Raw genomic sequence first — 22,115 nt, forward strand, 5'->3', positions numbered from 1 at the left:
AAAGAAGTCCGGCATCACCGTGGCCACCAACGTCGTTCCGCACAACGACTTCCAGAACAAAATCAACTCCTATCTCCAGGGCAGCCCGGACGATGCCTTCACCTGGCTCGCCGGCTACCGCATGCAGTACTACGCGGGCAAGGGACTCCTGGCTCTCGGTGGACGACGTGTGGTCTACGATCGGCAGCAACTTCTCCGACGCCATGAAGAAGGCCTCCACCGGGCCGGACGGCAAAATGTACCTGGTCCTCAACTACAACTACCCTTGGGGCTTCTTCTACCGGAAGAGCTTCTGGGCCGAAAAGGGCTACGCAGTCCCCAAGACCTTCGATGAACTGAAGACCCTCGCCACCAAGATGAAGTCCGACGGCATCATCCCCATCGGCTTCGCGGACAAGGACGGCTGGCCCGCCATGGGCACGTTCGACTACATCAACATGCGCCTCAACGGCTACCAATTCCACATTGATCTGACCGCCCACAAAGAAAGCTGGGACCAAAAGAAAGTCAGCAACGTCTTCGATACGTGGAAGGCCCTTCTGCCCTTCCAAGACCCCGCAGCGCTCGGCCAGACCTGGCAGGACGCCGCCAAGGCCCTCGAAGCCAAGAAGACCGGCATGTACCTGCTGGGCTCCTTCGTGACCCAGCAGTTCACGGATCCCGCGGTGCTCGCAGACATCGACTTCTTCCCGTTCCCTGAAATCGCCATGGAAGGGACCGACGCAGTGGAGGCCCCGATCGACGGCCTGCTCCTGTCCAAGAAGGGCGGCGACAACAAGGCTGCTCACGACTTCCTGGCGTTCATGGGATCCGCCGAAGGCCAGAACGCCTACGCGGCCGTCGACACATCCAACATCGCTACCGCCAAGGGTGCCGACACTTCGAAGTTCAGCCCGCTGAACAAAAAGTGCGCGGACACCATCGCCAATGCCAAGTACATCAGCCAGTTCCTGGACCCGCGATGCTCTCCCCGCCATGGCCAACAACGTGATGATCCCTGCGCTGCAGTCCTTCATCAAGGACGGCAACGTGGACGTCAAGAACCTCGAAGCGCAGGCAAAGACCCTTTACGCCGCCCAGTAGCTGCCGCAACGGTAACGCGACCCCGTCGGTCGCCGCACTCCGTACCGGCACCCCAAGGACAGGTACGACGACGGCGGCACCGCCCGCCGTCGTCGGGCCGCCTTATTGCAAACTGAAGGAAACCCCATGAGTACTACCGCCGAAAAACCGGCCGCACCGGACAGCGAACCCGGCGCAGGCGGGCGAACCACGGCCGGCAAGGGTCGCCCCGGCACCGGCAGGCGAGCCGGCAGGGGAGGAAAAGTCCGACGCCTCACCCGGCGCGACAAAATCGTCCTCTCGATCATGGTGGGCATTCCCACCCTGATCCAGCTGCTGCTGGTCTGGCTGCCCACGCTCTTCTCGATTGCCCTGAGCTTCACCCGCTGGAACGGCCTGGACCTGAAGGACCTCAGATCCGCCGGAACGGACAACTACCGCTTCGTGGTCCAGGACTATCCCCCGTTCTGGCCGGCCATGCAGCACAACATCCTGTGGCTCGTCTTCCTGGCCCTGATCGCCACGCCCCTCGGCCTGCTGCTCGCTGTGCTGCTTGACCAGAAAATCCGCGGCACCAAGATCTACCAGAGCGTCTTCTTCACCCCCGTCATGCTGTCCCTCGCCCTGATCGGCATCATCTGGCAGCTGTTCTACAACCGCGACAGCGGACTCCTGAACTACCTCCTCGGCACCGCGGGTACGCCGCAGGCCGTTGACTGGTTCGGGGATTCAAACGTCAACATCTGGGCAGCCCTGGTTGCAGCCACATGGCGGCACGCAGGCTACGTCATGATCCTGTACTTAGCCGGGCTCAAAGGCGTGGACCCCTCGTTGAGGGAAGCGGCGTCGATCGACGGCGCCAACGCCGCGCAGACGTTCTTCCGCGTGGTCTTCCCGGCCATGCGCCCGGTGAACATCGTGATTGTGGTGATCACCATCATCGAGTCGCTGCGTGCCTTCGACATCGTGTACATCATCAACCGCGGCACCAACGGCCTTGAACTGATCAGCGCCCTTGTGATCCAGAACCTGGTGGGCGAAGGCCAAGTGATCGGCGTCGGGTCCGCCCTCGCGGTGATCCTTCTGGTCATCTCGCTGATCCCGATCGTCTTCTACCTCAGCCGCACTTTCGGAAAGGAGAACAAGGCATGAGCACCCTCGCCAACCGGGTTCCGCGCACAACACCGGCCGCTAAAGAGTCCCGGAACGTCGGCAAACGGCACTACGGGACCCACATCTTCCTGACGGTCATGGCCGTCATGTGGCTTATCCCCCTTGGATGGGCCCTTTTCACGGCGTTGCGCCCCAAGGCTGATACGGACAAATTCGGCTACTTCAGCTTTGGCGGCACCTTCAACTTCGACAATTTTGTCCAGGTGCGACCCAGGGCGGATTCTCGAAGTACCTCGTGAACTCCGTCATCATCACCGTCCCCGCAGTGCTGCTGACTTTGCTCTTCGCCTCCATGATGGCGTTCGCCGTCTCCCGGGTGAGCTGGAAGTTCAACATCACCCTGCTGATCATGTTCACGGCAGGAAACCTGCTCCCCCCGCAGGTTCTTGCAGCGCCGTTGTTCGAGATGTTCAAGCACCTCACGCTGCCCTACTCCTTCAGCGATTCGGGCAACCTGCTCAACACCTACATTTCGGTGATCGCCGTGGACACCGCGTTCCAGATCGGCTTCTGCACGTTTGTCTTGTCCAACTATATGAAGGCCCTTTCGCCTGACCTGACGGAAGCCGCGCTGGTGGACGGCGCGGGGATCTGGCGGCAGTACTGGAACATCATCCTGCCGCTGTGCCGGCCAGCCCTCGCCGCGCTGGGCACCTTGGAAGTCATCTTCATTTACAACGATTTCTTCTGGCCGTTGCTCTTCATTCAAAGCGGTGACCGGTTGCCCGTCACCACTGCCATCAACAACCTGCAGGGCGAGTTCCTCAGCAACTACAACCTGCTCGCGGCGGGTGCCACCATCACCGTGATACCCACCCTGATCATCTACCTCGTGCTGCAGCGCCAATTCGTGGCCGGTCTCACGCTCGGTTCCAGCAAAGGATAAAGACGCATGGCCATGGATTACATTGTCGACAAGTTGGGCGGGCGGATCGCCTTCGGCGGGGACTACAACCCTGAGCAATGGCCCGAGGAGGTCTGGAAACACGACGTCGCGCTCATGAAAGAAGCCGGGGTGAACCTGGTGAGCGTCGGCATCTTCAGCTGGGCTCTGCTCGAGCCGGAGGAAGGCCGTTACGAGTTCGGCTGGCTGGACAAAGTCCTTGAGCTGCTTCACGCCAATGGCGTCAGCGTGGACCTCGCGAATGCGAGCGCCTCTCCCCCGGCGTGGTTCAGCCGCAAGTACCCCGATTCGCTCCCTGTCGATGCCGACGGCGTGCGGCAAAGCTACGGTTCGCGGCAAGCCTTCGCAGCGTGCTCGCCGGACTATCGCCGGGCGGCAGCAGCCCTCACGACGGCGATCGTGCAGCGTTACGAGGGCCACCCCGCCGTCGTAATGTGGCATGTCCACAACGAGTACGGCTGCCACAATCAACCGGACTTCGGTCCCCACGCTGAGCGTGGCTTCCAGGAATGGCTCCAGGATAGGTACGGCAGCCTGGACGCCCTCAATGAAGCGTGGGGCACGGCGTTCTGGTCGCAGCACTACTACGACTGGGCCGAGATCCTGCCGCCGCGCCGCTCCGGAACCTGGGTGAACCCCACGCAACAACTGGATTTCGCGCGGTTCTCCTCCGATGCGCTCCTCGAGTGCTTCACCGCGGAGGCGGACATCATCAGGGCGCATTCGAAGCACCCCGTGACCACCAATTTCATGGGCTTCAACATGGGCTTGAACGCTCCTGTGGACTACTGGCGTTGGTCCGGACACATGGACGTCGTCTCCAATGACCACTACCTGATTGCTGCCGACGAACGGAACTTCCAGGAACTGGCCATGACGGCGGACCTCACCCGCGGCTGGGCACAGGGCAAACCGTGGCTGCTGATGGAACACTCGACGTCGGCAGTGAACTGGCAACCCCGCAACGTCGCCAAAGTGCCGGGTGAAATGCTGCGCAACTCGCTGCAGCACGTAGCCCGCGGAACCGATGGCGTGCTGTTCTTCCAGTGGCGCGCTTCCCGGGCTGGGGCTGAAAAGTACCATTCCGGACTGGTGCCACACGCTGGCCGGGACAGCAAAGTGTGGCGCGAAGTGGTGCAGCTTGGCCATGTCCTCGAGAGCATTTCGGACGTGGCCGGCTCCATGGTCCAGGCGGAAGCCTGCATCATCCACGACACCGATGCCCGCTGGGGCACCGAGCTGGACTCGCACCCCAGCGAGGACGCCCGGAGCATCCCGGAAACGCGGCGCTGGCACGACGCCCTCTACCGGGCAGGCGTCACCACGGACATCCGGCAAAGCACCGACGATCTTTCCGGCTACAAGCTGGTGATCGCGCCCATGCTGTATCTCGTCACGGATGAGGGAGCCGCCAACCTCCACCGTTTCGTGGAGTCCGGTGGAACCTTGGTGCTCACGTATTTCTCCGGCATCGTGGACCAGAACGACCACATCCGGATGGACCCCGTCAACGGCGGCGGCTATCCCGGGGCGTTCTCCGAGCTGCTCGGTGTGAGTATGGAGGAATTCTTCCCCTTGCGTTCCGGGGACACCGTGGAGTTGAGCAAGTTCGGTTCCGGAACGCTGTGGAGCGAACTGGGAAAGGCGACCGGCGCCGAGGTTCTCGCGACGTTCGGGGGCGTCGTCGGCGGATCTCCCGCGGTGACGCGGCGGGGTGGATCGGGCGGCCGTGGGGCCGCCTACTACGTCGCCACCAGCCTGGGCGTTGCCGGTCTGGGCGAGCTTGTTCAAACCATCTGCGCAGATGCCGGCGTGGAGCCGGTCCTCGGCGTCCAGCCGCCGGAAGACGTCGAAATTGTCCGCAGGAGCAACGGCGCCAAGGATTGGACTTTCGTCATCAACCACAGCGGCCAGGACGTGGAGATGCCGCTCGACGGCGTCGAGCTCCTGAGCGGGACACCCACCGGAGGTACGCTGAACCTTACTGCCGGAGGCGTCGCCGTCGTCGAGTCTTCCCGCTAGCCAACCGCAAACAATCCAGAAAGGCCCCGATGCTTCAGGCAGCCCGCCACACCGCCATTGTCGACGCCGTCCAGCGGGAGCGGGTTGTCCGTGTCTCGGACCTCGCTCAACAGCTGGGTGTCTCCGCCATGACTGTCCGGCGCGACATTGAGTCGCTGGAGGAGTCCGGACTCGTCGAGCGCATCCATGGCGGGGCCAAGATACCCGGCGATGCGAGGACCCACGAGCCCGGATTCGAGCTGAAGTCCACCCAACTGATCGACGAGAAGCATGCAATCGCCGTTGACGCCGCCACCCTCGTCCACGAGGGAATGGCGGTGGGCCTGAGCGCCGGGACCACCACGTACGAGCTCGCCAAGGAACTCCTGGACGGCCCGCGGATCACGGTGGTGACGAACTCGATCAGGATCGCGGATCTCTTCCACAATGCCACCGGTTCCCGCCAAGGGTTCCCGGTCATCGTGACGGGCGGCGAGCGCACGCCGTCGGACGCTTTAGTGGGTCCCATTGCCACGGCCGCCCTTAAACAGCTGCATCTGGACATGCTCTTCCTTGGCGTCCACGGCATGGACGCAGACGCCGGATTCACCACGCCGAACCTGCAGGAAGCCGAAACCAACCGGGCATTCATCAGTGCGGCCCGCAACGTGGTGGTGTTGGCGGACAACAGCAAGTGGGGCACGGTGGGCATTGCTTCGATTGCCGGACTGGAAGAAGCCGACGTACTTGTGACGGACTCCCACCTCGGCGAGGATGCCCGGCGCATCCTCGCGGAAGGGGTCGGCAAGCTCAGGATCGCAACACCCCAACCCGCTCCCTAACCAGGGCTGGCGGCTCGGCGGGCGGCGGCTAGGCGGGCGGGCTCTAGGGGCACCCGCACGACTGCCGGATGCGCAGCTGGGTCGGGAAGAGCCTGTGCTGCGGGGGCTCGTCGCGGGCCTCACCTACCAACGCGGAGACGGCGGCCTCGGCCATCTCCCACACCGGCTGCTCTACGGTGGTCAGCGCCGGCCAGCTGTATTCGGCCTCAACCGATCCGTCGAAGGACGCGACGGCGATATCCTCCGGCACGGAGAGCCCCGCCTCGCGGATGGCCCGCAGAACCCCGATTGCCTGCATATCGGAGCTGGCGAAGATCGCCGTCGGACGGTTCTCTGACGCAAGAAGCCGCTGCCCCGCGGCGTACCCACCGGGGCGGTCGAACCGGTTCCGGGCCAGGGGACCTTCCGGCAAGCCGGCGGCCTGGAGCGCAAGCAGCCAACCCCTTTCCCTTCCGTCGGCCGCGTTGTCCGCCGTAGTTCCCATGGCAAGCCCGATGTTCGTGTGGCCGTGGCTGATCAAATGTTCCACGGCCAGGCGGGCACCGGCTTCAAGGTCCACGCCCACGCTGTTGAAGCCGGGAGCTGCCAAGGCATGGTTAAGCAGGACCGAAGGGATTCCGGCCCCCACTAGTTCCATCAAATCGGGTTCAAACATGACGCTTGCAAGGACCACACCGTCCACTTGCCGGGCAGCGAGGTTGCGGATGTGTTGGCGTTCCGTGTCCAGTTTGTTGTCCGAATTGGTCAGCAGCAGGGCATATCCCCGCTCGGCGGCGGCCAATTCCACTGCATGCCCCAGCAGCGCCCAGAATGGGTTGCTGGAGTCCGGAATCACCAAGCCAACGGTTTGGTTGGATCCCATTTTGAGCGCACGGGCGGTGGCGTTGGGCCGATAACCGAGGATCCGGATGGCTTCCTGCACCTTGGCTTCGGTGGCCGGCGCCACCCTCTTGGGACCCCCATTGACCACATAACTTACGACGGCGGTGCTCACCCCGGCGTACCGGGCCACGTCTTTGCGCGTCACAGGTCCGCCCGGGGTGTGCACTGCCGAAGTACTCATTCGATCATGCTAGCTACAAAGACTCCGGAGCATCGCCGAAATCGCGGATGGGGAGCCGCTCGCCTGCGCGGAGGGCAGACTCGTGTGCCACGACGCCCGGGAGCGTGAAGCGGGCTGCCACCCACGCGTTGACCGGCGGGAGGCTTCCCTGGTTGACGGCCGTGACGAAGTCGTCCACCAGGAACTGGTGGCTGCCTTCGTGACCAGTGGGAGCGCCGTGGAATTCGACCGGCAGGCGCCCGGCGTCGTGCACGGGAGCCAGGCCGGAGATGAAGGCACCCCGAAGCTCGGGGGCGACGTCCGCCAGCGACGGGTCATCAGGGGACATGCTCGGCTTGGTTTCCACTTGTTCCGAGACGTCCTCCACTCCCTTTTTGTCCTGCCACAACGTGGTGGTGGCCAGCTGTTCGAAGCTTGCCTCGGTGCCGAAGAAGCGGAACCGGGACTCGCGAATGTGCGAGGGATAGCCCACGCGGCGCATTTCGTTGGTCCGCATCACGCCGCCGTCGTTCATTTCAAAGAGCGCGGTGGCGTTGGAGAAGTCGTTGTTGAACATGCTGACGTCCTTGTCGAAGACGCCGTCGCCGCGATCGTCCTTCACTCCGATGCAGCTGACGCTCACTGCGTGGGCCGGCACGGCTCCCAGCACGCCACCGATGGCGTGGGTGGGGTACAGCATGGGCGGATAGCTGGCAGTTTCCTTCCAGCGGTCCCCGCCGCTGTACTGGTAAGCATCGTAGAAGCCCAGGTCCATGTCGTGGACGTAGTCACCTTCGGTGTAGAAGATGCGGCCGAACTTGCCGGCGGCGTGCTGATCGCGGGCATACACGGTGGCAGGGTTGTAGTAGCTGGTCTCGCCCATGGCGTAGACGAGCCCGGTCTCACGCACGGCCTCGATGATTCCTGCGATCTCGTCCTCGGAAATTGCCATGGGAACGGCGGAGTAGACATGCTTTCCGGCGCGAAGCGCCTTGATCACCAAGGGACCGTGGGTCCAGCGCTGTGTGAAGATCGCGACAGCGTCGACGTCGGAGGCCAGCAACGCGTCGAAGCTATCCAGTGTTCCGTCCAGGCCCAGTTGCTCAACGGCTTTGGCCGCCCTTTCGGGGCGCTCGTCCACGGCGTAGACCGCAGAGACTCCGGGATGGAGCTTGAAGAGGTGGGCGAATTGGCCCCCGAACTGGCCCAGACCTACTACTCCCATTGAAAACGTCATTGTTAGCCCTTCGATGATGTGTTGGTGGCTTCCCGTAGCGCCGAAAGAGGCCCGACGAGCGATCCAGACCAGTGAATCACTGCGATCTACTCGAGTCAACAAAACGCAATAAATCCAAAAAAAGCGAACAAAACTTAACAGAACTACTTGACCCTTTCAGATCTACTCGTGTAGATTTCATGCAGTTGTAACCCACATCACAGTCAGGAAAGGGTCGAAGATGACCACCCTTACCAAACCCGCGGCGCAAGCCGCACCGCCCGACTCGGGCAAAAAATCCAGGTTCGGCATCCGCCGGATCGGTGACCTGAAGATCGCACTGCTCTTCATCTTCCCCGCGATGATCGGCTTCGTTCTCTTCTTCTTGGTCCCCACCATCCGGGGAATCTACCTCAGCTTCACGGAGTACAGCATCCTGGGCGATCCCACATGGATCGGCCTCAAGAACTACACTGCGATCTTCACTGATGATCTGTTCTGGAACGCCATGGGCGTCACCGTCCAGTACGTGGCACTGAACATCGGGTTCCAGACCGTCATCGCCATCGGACTGGCACTCCTCATGCACCGCGTGGCCAAATCGACGTTCATCCGCGGCGCGCTGCTTCTCCCGTTCCTGGTAGCCAACGTCATCGTCGCGCTGCTCTGGTTCTGGATGCTCGACTACCAGCTGGGCATCGTCAACGAGATCATCAATTGGTTGGGCCTGCCCCGCATCGCCTTCTTTGGAAGCGAGCAGTGGGCCATTCCCACCATCGCCTTCGTCAACGTCTGGCGGCACATGGGCTACACGGCCCTGCTGGTCTTCGCCGGCCTGCAATCGATTCCCCACCACGTCTACGAGGTTGCCAACCTCGACGGCGCATCCCCCACCCGGACGTTCTGGAGCATCACCATGCCGCTCCTTCGCCCAGTGCTGGTCCTGGTCTTGGTGGTCACCGTCATCGGTTCATTCCAAGTCTTCGACACCGTGGCCGTCACCACGGGCGGCGGACCCGTCAACGCCTCCCGTGTCATCCAGATGTACATCTACCAGAGAGCCTTCGGCGAGTCCGACTTCGGCTATGCCTCGGCGCTGTCCGTGATTCTCTTCATCATTCTCGCCCTGGTGGCCTTCATCCAGATGAAGTTCCTCAAGGGCAACGAGACGGACCTGGACTAAGGAACCCCGCCATGAGTACCTCCACCAATTCCCGCCGCTCGCTCGAGTCCGCTCCCGCCGTCGTCGGCTCCCAGCAATCACGCAGTCCCCGCAAACCCATCAACTGGCGCCGCACAGGCGCCTGGGTCCTCGTGGTGATCGCCGTCGGCGTCACCATCGCGCCGTTCTACTGGATGCTTCGGACGGCCTTGTCCAGCAACCACTCGCTCGCCGCTAACGCCGGCAATCTCCTCCCTGCGGACTTCAGCTGGGGTGCATTCCAGCGCGTCTTCGGGCTCCAAAGCCCGGAGCAGGCAATAGCCGAAGGCGGATCCGGAGCCGACATCAACTTCTGGCTCTACCTGCGCAACTCGATCATCTTCGCCACCCTGACCACCGCCGGCCAAGTGTTCTTCAGCGCAATGGCCGCCTACGCGTTCTCCAGGCTGCGCTGGCCGGGCCGGAACAAGGTCTTCGCCGTGTTCCTGGCCACCATGATGGTCCCGCCGATCTTCACGGCACTGCCCAACTTCCTGATGATCAAGAACCTGGGCCTGCTCAACACCTTCGCCGGGCTGGCTTTGCCCTTCATGTTCATGACGCCCTTCGCCATCTTCTTCCTGCGCCAGTTCTTCCTGAGCATGTCCCGCGAAGTAGAAGAGGCAGCAATGCTCGACGGCGCCAAGCACCTCCGGATCTTCTTCCAGATCGTGATCCCCAACGCCGCCGCCCCTCTCGCAACCCTGGCGCTGCTGACGTTCATCGGCCAGTGGAACGAGTACTTTTGGCCGCTCCTGGTGGGCCAGGACGAGAACGTCCGCGTCCTCACCGTCGGCCTGGGTGTCTTCAAGTCCCAGTCCCCGCAAGGCGCACCGGACTGGAGTGGGCTCATGGCAGCCACGCTGGTCGCGGCGCTGCCTGTCCTGATCCTCTTCATCGCATTCGGCAAAAAGGTGGTCAACTCCATCGGCTTCTCCGGCATCAAGTAGCTCCGGCATCAAATAGCTCCGCCAAACACCCTCACCAAAACACGCCCCCGCACTATCGCAACCCTCGAAAGGTCCACCATGAAGAAATCCACCCGCACCGTTGCAGCTGCCGTCGCAGTCGCTGCAGCCGCCGCGCTATCACTCACCGCCTGCGGCGGCTCGACCTCTGCTTCCAGCGATGGCAAGGGCGACGTCAGCTATTGGCTCTGGGATGCCAACCAGCTGCCCGCATACCAGCAGTGCGCGTCCGACTTCACCAAGGCCAACCCGGGCATCAACATCAAAATCGCTCAACGGGGCTGGGACGATTACTGGACCACGCTAACCAACGGCTTCGTCGCCGGAACGGCCCCGGACGTGTTCACGGACCACGTGTCCAAGTACCCGGAGTTCGCCTCCAAGAAGCAACTGCTGGCCCTCGACGACGCGGTAGCCAAGGACGGCGTCAAGCTGGACAGCTACAACAAGGGCCTTGCCGATCTCTGGGTGGGCCAGGACGGCAAGCGCTACGGTCTTCCCAAGGACTGGGACACCGTTGGGCTCTTCTACAACAAAGCGATGACCGACGCCGCGGGCATCACCGCCGAGCAGATGGCCACCCTGACCTGGAACCCCCAGGACGGCGGAACCTACGAGAAGGCAATCGCCCACCTGACGGTGGACAAGAACGGCAAGCGCGGTGACGAAGCCGGCTTCGACAAGAACAACGTGGCCGTCTACGGCCTGGGCCTTGCGGCCAGCGGTTCCGGCCAAGGTCAGACCGAGTGGAGCTTCCTCGCAGCAACTACTGGCTGGACCGCCACGGACAAGAATCCATGGGGTACCACGTTCAACTACGATGACCCCAAGTTCCAGAGCACCATTGCCTGGTGGGCCGGACTGGTGGACAAGGGGTACATGCCCAAGCTTGAAACCACAGTAGGCGCCAGCATGGCCGACAACTTCGGCGCCGGCAAAGCCGCCATCAACACCACCGGTGACTGGTTGATCGGCCAGTACACCGGCTACAAGGGCATCCAGACTTCGTTCGCACCCACCCCGGTTGGTCCCAGCGGCAAGCGTGCCAGCATGTTCAACGGCCTGGCCGACTCCATCTGGGCCGGCACCAAGAACCCCGCAGGAGCCACAAAGTGGGTCGAATACCTCGCTTCCTCTGCCTGCCAGGATGTCGTAGCCAGTAAGGCAGTGGTGTTCCCCGCCATTTCCACGTCCTCCGACCTGGCAGCTAAGGCATTCGCGGCCAAGGGTGTTGATGTCTCGGCTTTCACCACCCAGGTCAAAGATGGCACCACGTTCCTCTTCCCCATCGCGGACAAGGCTGCCAAAGTTGACGGCATCATGAAGCCCGCAAGGGACGCAGTGCTCAGCGGCAAGAAGCCAGCCAGCTCCTTGTCTGATGCCAACAACCAGGTCAATAGCCTCTTCAAGTAGCACCAGATCCCATACCAGTCCGGGCGCCGCCGCTTCACTCCTTTGACGGTGGCATCCGGACTCTTCCCTCCACGCAACACCTCTGCATCGCAACTACTCCTGAAAGAGAACAGCCCATGGAACCGCTCCACCTCCGTTCCGCCGGCACAAGCCTGGTGGTCAGCTTCAACAACGGAGAGGCCGAGGTCATCCATTGGGGAGCCGATTTAGGCGAGGTCCTTCCGGACCTCGCCAGTCCTGGGAGATCCCATCCCGCACTCCGCGGCCGACGTCACGGTACCGGCAGCGCTGCTCCCCCAAGGCTCCTCTGCATGGCAAGGCCGCCCAGGCCTGCGCGGCCACAGAGTCGCCGACGGCGTCCCGGGCCTGGACTTTTCGGTCCGCCTCCGCGTGGTGGACGTCCAAGCGGACGGCAGTTCCGCCGTCGTCCTCCAGAAGGATCCCGACGCCGGAATCACCGTAACGTCCACCCTCGCGTTGCACCCTGGCGGCCTTCTCGAACTGCGCCACACGGCCGTCAACGACGGCACGACCCCGTTCCAGCTCGATGAATTGGCCACGGTCCTCCCGGTAGGGCCGGACGCCGTCGAACTCCTTGACCTCACTGGGCGTTGGTGCCGCGAACGCCACCCCCAGCGCCGTCCCGTCCAACAGGGCACCTGGGTGCGCACGGGACGCCACGGCCGCACGGGCCACGATTCCTCGCTGCTTTTCGCCGCGGGCACCGCCGGATTCGGCAATCGCCACGGGAAGGTCTGGGCCACCCATCTGGCCTGGAGTGGCAACCACGAACAATTCGCCGACACCGTAGCCGATGGCCGCACCATGATCGGCGGCTCTGAGCTCCTAGGGCCGGCCGAAGTGGTCCTCCAGCCGGGCGAAAGCTACACGACCCCTGCTCTGTTTGCCGCGTATTCCGGCCGAGGACTCGACGGCATCAGCGAAGCCTTCTACAGCTGGTTCCGGTCACGTCCGCACCACGTCCTTCCCGCGGCTTCCACGGGACTTCCCGCGGGTAAGCCCCGCCCGGTGGTCCTGAACACCTGGGAGGCGGTGTATTTCGACCACAAACTGGACACCTTGATTGAACTCGCGGAGTCTGCTGCCGATCTGGGGGTCGAGCGCTTCGTGCTCGACGACGGCTGGTTCCGCGGGCGCCGCGACGATCACGCCGGGCTGGGTGATTGGTACGTGGACGAAACCCTCTGGCCGGAAGGCCTGACTCCCCTGATCGAGGCCGTCAATTCCCACGGCATGGAATTCGGGCTCTGGGTGGAGCCCGAAATGATCAACCTGGACTCCGATGTTGCCCGCGCCCATCCTGACTGGGTGGTAGGCCCCGCGGCACTGTCCCACAAAGACGGCGGCCGGATTCCCCTGGAGTGGCGCCATCAGCACATCATCGACCTCGTCAACCCGGCTGCCCTGGCAGTACATCTTCGATCGGATCGACACCCTGCTGCGGGAAAACAACATCCGCTACCTCAAATGGGACCAAAACCGGGATCTGACCGAACACGGGCACGCCGGCCGCGCCTCCGTGCACGAGCAGACCCTGGCTGCCTACCGGCTCTTCGACGAGCTCCGCAAGGCCCACCCCGGCGTCGAGATTGAAAGCTGCTCCTCAGGCGGTGCCCGGGTGGACCTCGGCATCCTCGAACGGACCGACCGGATCTGGGGATCGGACTGCAACGACGCCTTGGAGAGGCAAACCATCCAGCGCTGGACGGGCGTTGTGGTTCCGCCGGAACTCGTTGGCGGCCACATTGGCCCCACCACTTCGCACACCACGGGCCGCACCCACGATCTCTCCTTCCGCGCCATCACTGCGCTCTTCGGACATTTCGGCATGGAGTGGGACGTCCGCCAGGTGCAGGGGGCGGAACGCGAGGAACTCAAGCGCTTCATTGCCCTTTACAAGGAACACCGGGGACTCATCCACAGCGGACGAATGGTCCGTGCGGACGTCCCCGACGACTCGCTGATGCTTCACGGCGTAGTGTCCGACGACGGCGGGTCGGCTCTGTTCGCCGTCGTCAGCACGCGCACGTCGTTTACCGAACAACCCGGGCGGGTGGCCATTCCGGGCCTCGATCCCGAGCGTACCTACAAGGTGGAGGCTATTTTCCCGACCCCCGGCGACGCCGATTATGCCCGTACTTTCACCCAGGTGCAGCCGCCAGCTTGGTTGCCTGCCGGGGCTGAGGCAACCGGCCGGTTCCTGGCAGAGGTCGGGCTTCCCTTGCCGGTCCTGAACCCGGAGCACGCGGTATTGCTTCGGGTGAGCGCGGTCTAACGTGCGCGTCAGCGCGGTCTAAGGGGGTTGTGCCCGGTGTTTCTTACGCTTGCCCGGAAGCGTAAGAAACGCCGGGCAAGCCTCGCACCCCTATAGATTGGGAGTCATGACTGAAGCTCCCACCGCCGCCGAAGCCGGTCGCGGCACCATCCTCGTCCTCAACGGCCCCAACCTTAACCTTCTGGGGACGCGCGAGCCGGAAAAGTACGGCACGTCCACCCTGGCCGACGTCGAACAGCTCGCCATGGCGGCCGCCGAGGCCCACGGCTTCACAGTGGACTGCGTCCAGTCCAACCACGAGGGTGACCTCATCGACGCCATCCACGGCGCGCGCGGGACCGCCGTCGGGATCGTCATCAATGCGGGCGCATACACGCACACTTCCGTGGGACTGCGGGACGCCCTCGCCGCGGTGCAGCTCCCCGCCGTCGAGGTCCACATCACCAATGTCCACCAGCGCGAGGAATTCCGGCACCACTCGTACCTCTCACCGGTGTGCTCCGCAGTGATCATCGGCGCAGGAGTCCAGGGCTACAAACTGGCCATCGACTACCTCGCCACCGCGCTCTAGCGCCCAACCCGCCCCTCCCCCGGGGACATGCCCCCTGTTCGCGGCCAGCACTGGACATAAACCCACTATGTCCACTGCTCAGACCCAACGCTGAGCATGTCCCTAGGTGGGTGGGGCTACTTCTTGGTGCACTGGCCCGACGACACGGCAGTGTTCAAGGATCCTGCCTGCGCGGCCACCGGCGAGAGCTCGTCCATGGTGAGGGCGTACCCCACGGCCACGTCCGAAGTGGTCTTGGCGAAGACCACCCCGGCAACCTTGCCCTCGGTCGTCAGCAGCGGACCACCCGAGTTGCCCGGCTGTACGTCGCCGGCAATCTTGTAGACCTGCTCCGGTGCGGGGTTATTGCCGTAAATATCGGGCACCAACAGGGTGGAGATGCCCTCCACCGCAGCCGGTTTGGACTGGAAAGGACCGCCGTGGGGGTAGCCCGCAAAAGCTGCGGCGGAGCCGGCGGGAAGATCGGCGTTCAACGGCAGCGGAGCCGTCTGAAGGCCGTCGACGGCGAGCACCGCGAGGTCGCGTTGGCTGTCGAAGTAGACCACTCGGCCGGGTAACGCACCGCCGTCGGGAACTTCGACGACGGGTTGCGACACGCCGGCCACGACGTGCGCATTAGTGACCACCCGGCCGGGCGAGACGACGAAGCCCGAGCCGGTCTGGTTCTGCCCGCACTGGTACGCCGTGCCCGCAATCTTCAGCACGGAATGGGCCGCGTTGTTGAGCGCAGGAGTGTCGGTGCTCGTGTTCGGGACCGCGATAGGGGCCACGGGCCCGATGCCCTCGATGAGCTGTGGAATGCCATTGCCCATGACTGTCGAACGCAGTTGCGCCACGCCGGCTTTGACGGGTGTTGGCGTCATGGTGTCGATGAAGCGGATCACCTTGGAATCGGCCAGTTGCTGCGAGACGAACGGCACACCCAGGGAGCCGATGCTGAACGCCAACATGGACATGACCAGTGCCGCGACAACCAGGCTGACCACACCACCCACCACGCGGTCCAAAGCATGCAATGGCTGGATGCGCACGGCTTTGCGGACTTTCTGCCCGATCCAGGTGCCGAGTCCGTGCCCAAGGACGATGAGTACCACCGCCGAGCCTATGATCGCCGTCAGCCGCCAGTCACTGTCCTTCACCCAGTCGCCGACGAGCGGCACAGCAATGAAGGCAGCCGCGGCTCCTGCAGCGAAGCCGGCGATTCCGCCGAGCGTCACAAAGAAGCCGTTGCGCAGGCCATAGATCAGGTAGGAAAGCAGCGTCAGAATCAACGCCAGGTCCAATATGGTCAAGCCGAACACCAAAGCTCCTCACAGCCGGGTAAGCCCCAATTGTAGATGCACAGAGTGACAGCTTCCCCTCACAATGCCATCGAGAAGCAGCTACCAACCGCATCGCAGAGCGGTCTCCCAATGGAGCAATCCCGGCCGATTGAGGCCCGAGTTTGGGCCTCTTCCGCGTGATTTAGGGCGTTTCAGCTGCCAAGTACGTCACAGACGCGACAAAATTCTGAAACAATGGCTGAAGCGCCACAGCCGAACTTTTACTCAGGAGATTTCATGGACATCGAGGTATTGCGCCGCGCACCCCTCTTCGCCACCCTTGACGACGACGCTTTCCGTCTGCTGACAGACGAACTCACAGAGGTGGACCTTTCCCGCGGAGCGTCTGTTTTCCGCGAGGGCGATCAGGGTGACCAGCTCTACTTCATCGTGTCAGGCAAGGTAAAGCTCGGCCGCACTTCTCCGGACGGTCGTGAATCCCTGTTGGCCATCCTCGGCCCGGGCGAGCTCTTCGGCGAAATGGCCCTGTTCGACCCCAGCCCGCGCACCGCGACGGCGACGGCCGTTTCCGAGACCCGGCTGGCCGGCCTCAAGAACGATAGCCTCAACGCCCTGCTGCGCACCCGCCCCGAGGTGTCCGCACAGCTGCTGCAGGCACTTGCCCGCCGCTTGCGCCGCACCAACGACTCCCTGTCCGACCTCGTGTTCTCGGATGTCCCGGGCCGTGTCGCCAAAGCGCTGCTTGACCTCGCGGACCGCTTCGGCCGTCCCGCGACCGACGGCGTCCTGGTCGCCCACGAGCTCACTCAGGAAGAACTGGCCCAGCTGGTCGGCGCTTCCCGTGAGACCGTCAACAAGGCCCTCGCTGAATTCGTCCAGCGCGGCTGGCTCCGCCTCGAGGCCCGTGCAGTGGTCATCCTGGACATGCAGCGCCTCCGCCAGCGCTCCCGTTAATTTCCTGCGACACAGAAAATGCCTGGCGCCCCCGGAATTCCGGTGTCGCCAGGCATTTTTCGTGGCGCCAGGCATTTTTCGTGTCGCCAGGTATTTTGGGGCCGACTCAGCGCTCCCGCTGCGGCTCGCCTGAAACCGTCCGGGCTGCTTCGACTTCGAGCATGAGCATGCCGTCCTCTTCAACCAGCCGCGGTTGATACACGTGCGGCTTTCGCTTGTAACTGAGGTACGCGATGCAGCCCTGTGCCGCGGCCATCTTTTCGAGAATGATCTCCGAACCAGGCACCAGCAATTGGCCCAGCGTCAAGCCAACCGTGTTTTCCTGGCCTATTTCGTCGCCAAGGACCGCGGTCCCGCGCTCCGCCATGAGTTTCGGAACACACACCCAGCGGCCCCAGACGCCCTTGCTCGCGAGCAATGACGGTTGCTGATTCACGGGAAGCGTTGCTGCGAAGTAGCGGGTGTTGAACCGCCGGTGCGCAAAGTCCGGGCTGAGCCAGTTCACGAGGGGCTTGAGCAGGTCCGTGCGTAGCGACAAGCCACGTTTGGCCAGCACATCCGCGAACGACTTGTCCTGTGCAGCTACGGCCTCGCGGGCCTTCATCCACTCGGGCGAAGACGTTGCCTCCACTGTGGAGGCCAAGTCCGGACCAGCCAACAAAACGCCGGTTTCCTCGAACAGTTCGCGGATTGCGCCCACCACGTGGCGGCGGGCAAGTCCGACGTCGGCGGTCCCTAGCGTCTCAGCCCAATGCTGAGGCGAGGGGCCGAGCCAGCCGAGAGCGTCGTCGTCGGCGGTTTCCAACGACCCGCCCGGAAACGCGACCACACCCAACGGCGAGGACCCCGGGCGGTAACCCAGCCAAGTCTCCACACCGGTGGGCGAATCACGGAGCAGAACAACAGATGATGCAAAACGCGCGGCGCGGGGTGTCGGTTCGCCGAGCTGAAGCCAGTTCCGTGCAGCCCCTTCAAGTTCGGGGGGCAACGCAAACAAGCGTCGGGATAGTTGTGACAATTGAGTGAACCGGTTCCTTAGCTGAATTCAGCGATCAACTCGACCTCAACGGGTGAGTCGAGCGGAAGGACCGCAACGCCGACGGCGGAACGCGCGTGCTGCCCTTTATCGCCGAAGACACGCCCGAGGAGTTCCGAGGCACCATTGATGACACCAGGCTGGCCGGTGAATGAAACGTCCGAGGCAACGAAGCCGACCACCTTCACGATGCGGGTGATGCGGTCGAGGTCTCCAATGACGCTCTTGACCGCGGCCAAAGCATTGACCGCACAGACGGCTGCGTACCTCTGGGCATCTTCCGGCGACACGGTGGGCTCGTCCGAAAGGCCCTCGTCGCCGCTGGAAACTTTGCCCGTAGCTTCAAGTTTGCCGTTAATAAAGGGCAGTTGCCCGGAGGTGTAGACGTGGTTGCCTGACACCACAGCCGGCACGTAGGCGGCCACCGGAGCGGCAACAGCGGGAAGGGTCAGTCCCAGCTCTGCGAGGCGCTGCTCGACGGCGGATGCCGGAGCTGTGGAATCCGCGCCAATGGTGGCTTCTGCGGGGGTTGTCATGGTTACTGCTTCTCCCTCTTCAAGTATGCGACAAGTCCGTTGCCATCGGGTCCCGGGACAGCCTGGACGAGCTCCCAGCCATCCTCTCCCCACTGGTCCAGAATCTGCTTTGTGGCGTGGATGATGAGCGGAATCGTTGCGTACTCCCATTTGGTCATGAAAGAAAGACTAGCCCTTGCCGGTAAAGTGGAGAACATGGTGACTCGTAGGAACCCTCTATTCGACACTGCCACCACCCTCGGAAAGATCCTCGGATTCCTTGGTGTGGCCGCAGTTTGCGGTGTACCTGGTGGCGGGCTTGCTCGTCCCAGCGGCCGCCGTTTCAGGCAGTGCAGCCAGCGGGTCCATTCAATTCTTTGACACGCTGCCGGCGGAGCTTCAGGTGAATCCGCCCAGCCAGGCGACCACCATCCTGGCCGCGGACGGCAGCCAGATCGCCTCCATCTACTCTGAGAACCGCACGCGGGTCTCACTCGACCAGATGAGCCCGTTCATCAAGGACGCGATCGTCGCGGTCGAGGATAGCCGCTTCTATCAGCACGGGGGCATCGACGCCACCGGCATCATGCGCGCCATCGTGAGCACAGCGAGCGGAAAGCAGCAGGGTGCGTCCACCATCACCCAGCAGTACGTCAACAACGTCATCAACGAGTCCCTCGTTTCCCAGAACAAGGCTTCCGACGTCAAGCTCAACGGCGTCAACAAAGGCGTGGGCGACAAGCTCCGCGAAATGAAGCTGGCCATCGCGCTGGAGAAGAAGTTCTCCAAGCAGCAGATCCTTGAGGGTTACCTCAACATCGTCTTCTTCAACAAGGACGCCTACGGCATCGAGGCCGCCTCGCGGCTCTTCTTCAGCACCAGCGCCAAGGACCTCACCTTGCCGCAGGCCGCCTTGCTCGCGGGCGTCGTGAACAGCCCGTCCTACTACGACCCGGTGGCGAACCCGGACCACGCGAAACAGCGTCGCGACCTGGTACTCGGCCTCATGCTGGACCAGGGAAAGATCAAGAAGGCTGACTACGACGCAGCCATCGCGACGCCGGTAACCACCAAGGTCACGCAGCCTCGCCAAGGTTGTGCGTATGCAGCTACGGCTCCGTACTTCTGTGACTACGTACTGCACTTGCTCTTGAACAACCCGGCCTACGGTGCTACGGCCGCAGAACGCAACAATCGCGTCTCCCGCGGTGGCCTGACCATCCAGACCACTCTTGATCCCAAGGCCCAGAACGCGGCCCAAGCCCAGGTCGATGCCACTACCGGCGCCAACCCGGATAAGTGGGGCGCCACCATCGTCTCGGTCCAACCGGGCAGCGGAAAGATTGTTTCCATGGCCCAGAACACCGTGTGGCTGCCCGCCGCCGGGAAGTTCGATCAGACACAGAACTTCAATGTCGACGTGGTCGATCCACAAGGCAACGACCTTAACGGTTTGGGTGGATTCCAGCCCGGCTCCACGATGAAGCCCTTCACGTTTGCCGAGTGGCTCAATGAGGGCAAGTCGATGAATACCACCATCAACGCAACGGTCCGCAAGTACCCGCAAGGTTTCCCTTGGCGGAACACCTGTCCCACCCCCGAAAGTGGTTTCTACGACGGCAACGTCGCTGGTAGTTATGACCTCCAAAACTCGGACGAGACCCACTACCGCTCCATGACGGTGCTTTATGGTCTGATGAACTCGATCAACACCGCGACCTTTGCCTCTGCATCGCAACTGGACCTTTGCGGCATTCAGAAGATCGTCGACGCTGTGGGCATCCACGGCGGAAACCCTGTTCGCGACAAGTCCGGGGCAGTCACCGATGCCAATCCGAAGGTTCCCATGACCACACTGGGTAACTTGATCGGTTCCACACAGACTTCGCCGCTTACCATGGCCAGCGCCATGGCAACCTTCTCCAACAACGGCAAATACTGTGAGCCCATCGCGATTACCGCGGTGACGGACCAGACAGGTGCCAAGCTGCCCGCCCAGTCGCCCAATTGCCGGGACGCTGTTACTCCCGAGGTCGCACACGGCGTTGCCTATGCCATGCAGGAGGTCCTGAATCAGGGCTCCGGCTCGCTGATCCAGCCCCGCATCTCCACCAAGACCAGCTTCCCGATCGCCGCCAAGACCGGCACGAACGACTCCAACGGTTCCACTTGGGTGGTCGGCTACACCTCGGGCCTCGCCACCGCGAGCTGGTTTGGCGATCCCCTCGGCAGCCAGCTTCGCCAGGGCCGAAACATCACGGTCAACGGAAAGTTCTATCCGAGCATTGACGGTTACATGATCGCGGGTCCGCAGTTCTCCAACTACATGTCCCAGATTGCTCCTGCCTATGGGACCAACCCGTTCCCGGCACCGCCGTCGAACCTGCTCGATCCCCCGGCGTACAAGCCTTCGACGCCGAACAACACCACCCCGGGCAACACTTCTCCGAGTACCCAGCCGAGCAGCAACGGGAACGGAAACGGAAACGGAAACAAGAATGGCTAGCGGCTCCAAGCCCGCCATTGCATCGTTGGCAAGCCGCGTCCGAAGCATCGGACGCGGCTTTGCCGTAGCTGCAAGTGCCGGTGCTGCCGCAGGCGCCGCCGGAGTTGCCTACGGCCTTTGGGAAAAGAACCAATTCGTGCTTCGCGAAGAGACTTTGCCTATCCTCCCCGAAGGTTCGGCTCCCGTCCGGGTGCTGCACATAAGCGACATCCATTATGTCCCCGGCCAAAACAAGAAGGCCGACTGGCTGCGTTCACTTGCGTCGCTCCAACCCGACCTCGTGGTGAACACCGGCGACAACCTGAGCCACCCCCACGCCGTCGTTCCCCTGCTGGATGCGCTGCAGCCACTGTTGAAGTTCCCGGGCGTCTTCGTCCCCGGTTCCAACGACTACTACGCCCCTCGATTCAAGAATCCGGCCACGTACTTCCTTGGGCCATCGCGGGTCAAGAGCAATCCGGTGGAGCTCGATTGGCCGCGCCTGCGTTCGGGCTTCGGGATGTCCGGCTGGATCGATCTCACCAATAGGCACCAGTCCCTGCCCATCAACGGGATCCGCTTCGACTTTTCCGGCGTCGATGACCCTCATCTGAAACGCGAGCGCTACGCCGGCTGGCCACGCGGAACCGTGGGACAGGACTCCCGCCCACACCTGCGCGTTGCCGTCATCCATGCTCCCTACCAACGGGTCCTGGACCATTTCACGGACGACTCCGCGGACCTCATCCTCGCCGGACACACCCACGGTGGCCAGATCTGCATCCCCGGCTACGGCGCCCTTGTCTCCAATTGCGACCTTCCCACGTGGCGCGCCAAGGGCCTCCACGGCTGGGAAAACAACGGACGTACGACGCCGGTCAACGTCTCCGGCGGCATCGGCACCTCCCGCTTCGCCCCAGTACGGATCGCGTGCAAACCCGAAGCGGTACTCCTCACCCTGACCGCTCGCTCCTAGGTACTCCACTCCACTGAGCATGCTCATCGGCGCGGGCCAAGGTTCAGCATGTCCCGGTTCCCAATACCTCCCATCACGCATCGCAATGCTGCTGTGAAACCGGTCACGGGATGGCATAGGGTAGTTGCTATAGGAAACTACCTCCGCGCGTCACGCCGAAATAGTAGAACGCCGGGA

At 63.0% G+C, this 22,115-nt stretch carries 18 protein-coding genes and 2 pseudogenes; 14 read left to right on the forward strand and 6 right to left on the reverse strand.

What is annotated here, in order from left to right; translation table 11 throughout:
- The first annotated feature begins 92 nt into the window (after positions 1 to 92).
- The 6 genes from ACF0H6_RS08595 to ACF0H6_RS08620 are packed head-to-tail and all read left to right on the forward strand — an operon-like array spanning position 93 to position 5,982.
- Positions 93 to 1,199, forward strand: coding sequence for an ABC transporter substrate-binding protein (locus tag ACF0H6_RS08595; protein ID WP_395249230.1), 1,107 nt, complete (start codon positions 93 to 95; stop codon positions 1,197 to 1,199).
- Positions 1,200 to 1,209: 10 nt separating this feature from the next.
- Positions 1,210 to 2,214 carry a carbohydrate ABC transporter permease gene (locus tag ACF0H6_RS08600; protein WP_395249231.1) on the forward strand — a complete coding sequence of 335 codons (1,005 nt, stop codon included), beginning with the start codon at positions 1,210 to 1,212 and terminating at the stop codon, positions 2,212 to 2,214.
- Complete coding sequence (locus ACF0H6_RS08605) at positions 2,211 to 2,474, forward strand: hypothetical protein (RefSeq protein ID WP_395249232.1); 264 nt, start codon at positions 2,211 to 2,213, stop codon at positions 2,472 to 2,474. The genes ACF0H6_RS08600 and ACF0H6_RS08605 overlap by 4 nt, the downstream gene beginning before the upstream one ends.
- Positions 2,471 to 3,121 carry a carbohydrate ABC transporter permease gene (locus ACF0H6_RS08610; RefSeq protein WP_395249233.1) on the forward strand — a complete coding sequence of 217 codons (651 nt, stop codon included), beginning with the start codon at positions 2,471 to 2,473 and terminating at the stop codon, positions 3,119 to 3,121. The genes ACF0H6_RS08605 and ACF0H6_RS08610 overlap by 4 nt, the downstream gene beginning before the upstream one ends.
- Before the next feature lie 6 nt (positions 3,122 to 3,127).
- A complete protein-coding gene (locus tag ACF0H6_RS08615) occupies positions 3,128 to 5,161 on the forward strand; it encodes a beta-galactosidase (RefSeq protein WP_395249234.1) in 2,034 nt (677 codons plus the stop codon).
- Between the two features lie 29 nt (positions 5,162 to 5,190).
- Complete coding sequence (locus ACF0H6_RS08620; protein WP_395249235.1) at positions 5,191 to 5,982, forward strand: DeoR/GlpR family DNA-binding transcription regulator; 792 nt, start codon at positions 5,191 to 5,193, stop codon at positions 5,980 to 5,982.
- Between the two features lie 43 nt (positions 5,983 to 6,025).
- On the opposite strand, the gene ACF0H6_RS08625 is transcribed toward ACF0H6_RS08620, so the two are convergent.
- Positions 6,026 to 7,045 carry a LacI family DNA-binding transcriptional regulator gene (locus ACF0H6_RS08625; protein ID WP_395249236.1) on the reverse strand — a complete coding sequence of 340 codons (1,020 nt, stop codon included), beginning with the start codon at positions 7,043 to 7,045 and terminating at the stop codon, positions 6,026 to 6,028.
- A 13-nt stretch (positions 7,046 to 7,058) separates the two neighbouring features.
- The gene (locus ACF0H6_RS08630; protein WP_395249237.1) at positions 7,059 to 8,261 is read right to left on the reverse strand and encodes a Gfo/Idh/MocA family protein; all 1,203 of its coding nucleotides are present in this window, start codon (positions 8,259 to 8,261) and stop codon (positions 7,059 to 7,061) included.
- A 220-nt stretch (positions 8,262 to 8,481) separates the two neighbouring features.
- On the opposite strand from ACF0H6_RS08630, the gene ACF0H6_RS08635 reads away from it, so the two are divergent.
- The 5 genes and pseudogenes from ACF0H6_RS08635 (at position 8,482) to aroQ (ending at position 14,689) form a co-directional block, all read left to right on the forward strand.
- Positions 8,482 to 9,423 (forward strand): carbohydrate ABC transporter permease, encoded by a 942-nt coding sequence (locus ACF0H6_RS08635; protein ID WP_395249238.1) that lies wholly within the window; start codon positions 8,482 to 8,484, stop codon positions 9,421 to 9,423.
- Positions 9,424 to 9,434: 11 nt separating this feature from the next.
- Complete coding sequence (locus tag ACF0H6_RS08640) at positions 9,435 to 10,391, forward strand: carbohydrate ABC transporter permease (RefSeq protein ID WP_395249239.1); 957 nt, start codon at positions 9,435 to 9,437, stop codon at positions 10,389 to 10,391.
- Positions 10,392 to 10,469: 78 nt separating this feature from the next.
- Positions 10,470 to 11,822 (forward strand): ABC transporter substrate-binding protein, encoded by a 1,353-nt coding sequence (locus ACF0H6_RS08645; RefSeq protein WP_395249240.1) that lies wholly within the window; start codon positions 10,470 to 10,472, stop codon positions 11,820 to 11,822.
- A gap of 116 nt (positions 11,823 to 11,938) precedes the next feature.
- A pseudogene (locus tag ACF0H6_RS08650) lies at positions 11,939 to 14,118 on the forward strand (alpha-galactosidase).
- Between the two features lie 106 nt (positions 14,119 to 14,224).
- Entirely contained in the window at positions 14,225 to 14,689 is a 465-nt protein-coding gene (gene aroQ, locus ACF0H6_RS08655; protein ID WP_395249241.1) for a type II 3-dehydroquinate dehydratase, read from the forward strand.
- A 116-nt stretch (positions 14,690 to 14,805) separates the two neighbouring features.
- Here aroQ and ACF0H6_RS08660 read toward each other — a convergent pair whose 3' ends face one another.
- Positions 14,806 to 15,990, reverse strand: a complete 1,185-nt coding sequence (locus ACF0H6_RS08660; RefSeq protein WP_395249242.1) for a MarP family serine protease — start codon at positions 15,988 to 15,990, stop codon at positions 14,806 to 14,808.
- Between the two features lie 258 nt (positions 15,991 to 16,248).
- Here ACF0H6_RS08660 and ACF0H6_RS08665 point away from each other — a divergent pair, with 258 nt between their 5' ends.
- Positions 16,249 to 16,926, forward strand: a complete 678-nt coding sequence (locus tag ACF0H6_RS08665; RefSeq protein ID WP_395249243.1) for a Crp/Fnr family transcriptional regulator — start codon at positions 16,249 to 16,251, stop codon at positions 16,924 to 16,926.
- A 106-nt stretch (positions 16,927 to 17,032) separates the two neighbouring features.
- On the opposite strand, the gene ACF0H6_RS08670 is transcribed toward ACF0H6_RS08665, so the two are convergent.
- The 3 genes from ACF0H6_RS08670 to ACF0H6_RS08680 are packed head-to-tail and all read right to left on the reverse strand — an operon-like array spanning position 17,033 to position 18,656.
- Complete coding sequence (locus ACF0H6_RS08670) at positions 17,033 to 17,944, reverse strand: NUDIX hydrolase (protein ID WP_395249244.1); 912 nt, start codon at positions 17,942 to 17,944, stop codon at positions 17,033 to 17,035.
- A gap of 17 nt (positions 17,945 to 17,961) precedes the next feature.
- The gene (locus ACF0H6_RS08675) at positions 17,962 to 18,498 is read right to left on the reverse strand and encodes a RidA family protein (protein WP_395249245.1); all 537 of its coding nucleotides are present in this window, start codon (positions 18,496 to 18,498) and stop codon (positions 17,962 to 17,964) included.
- Between the two features lie 2 nt (positions 18,499 to 18,500).
- Positions 18,501 to 18,656: a hypothetical protein gene (locus tag ACF0H6_RS08680; RefSeq protein ID WP_395249246.1), complete on the reverse strand. Its 156-nt coding sequence runs from the start codon at positions 18,654 to 18,656 to the stop codon at positions 18,501 to 18,503.
- A gap of 37 nt (positions 18,657 to 18,693) precedes the next feature.
- On the opposite strand from ACF0H6_RS08680, the pseudogene ACF0H6_RS08685 reads away from it, so the two are divergent.
- A pseudogene (locus ACF0H6_RS08685) lies at positions 18,694 to 20,983 on the forward strand (transglycosylase domain-containing protein).
- Positions 20,976 to 21,938: a metallophosphoesterase gene (locus ACF0H6_RS08690; RefSeq protein ID WP_395249247.1), complete on the forward strand. Its 963-nt coding sequence runs from the start codon at positions 20,976 to 20,978 to the stop codon at positions 21,936 to 21,938. The pseudogene ACF0H6_RS08685 and the gene ACF0H6_RS08690 overlap by 8 nt, the downstream one beginning before the upstream one ends.
- Positions 21,939 to 22,115: the final 177 nt, after the last annotated feature.

Source organism: Arthrobacter sp. NA-172 (genome assembly GCF_043952055.1).
In the GTDB taxonomy this organism is placed as follows: Bacteria; Actinomycetota; Actinomycetes; order Actinomycetales; family Micrococcaceae; genus Arthrobacter.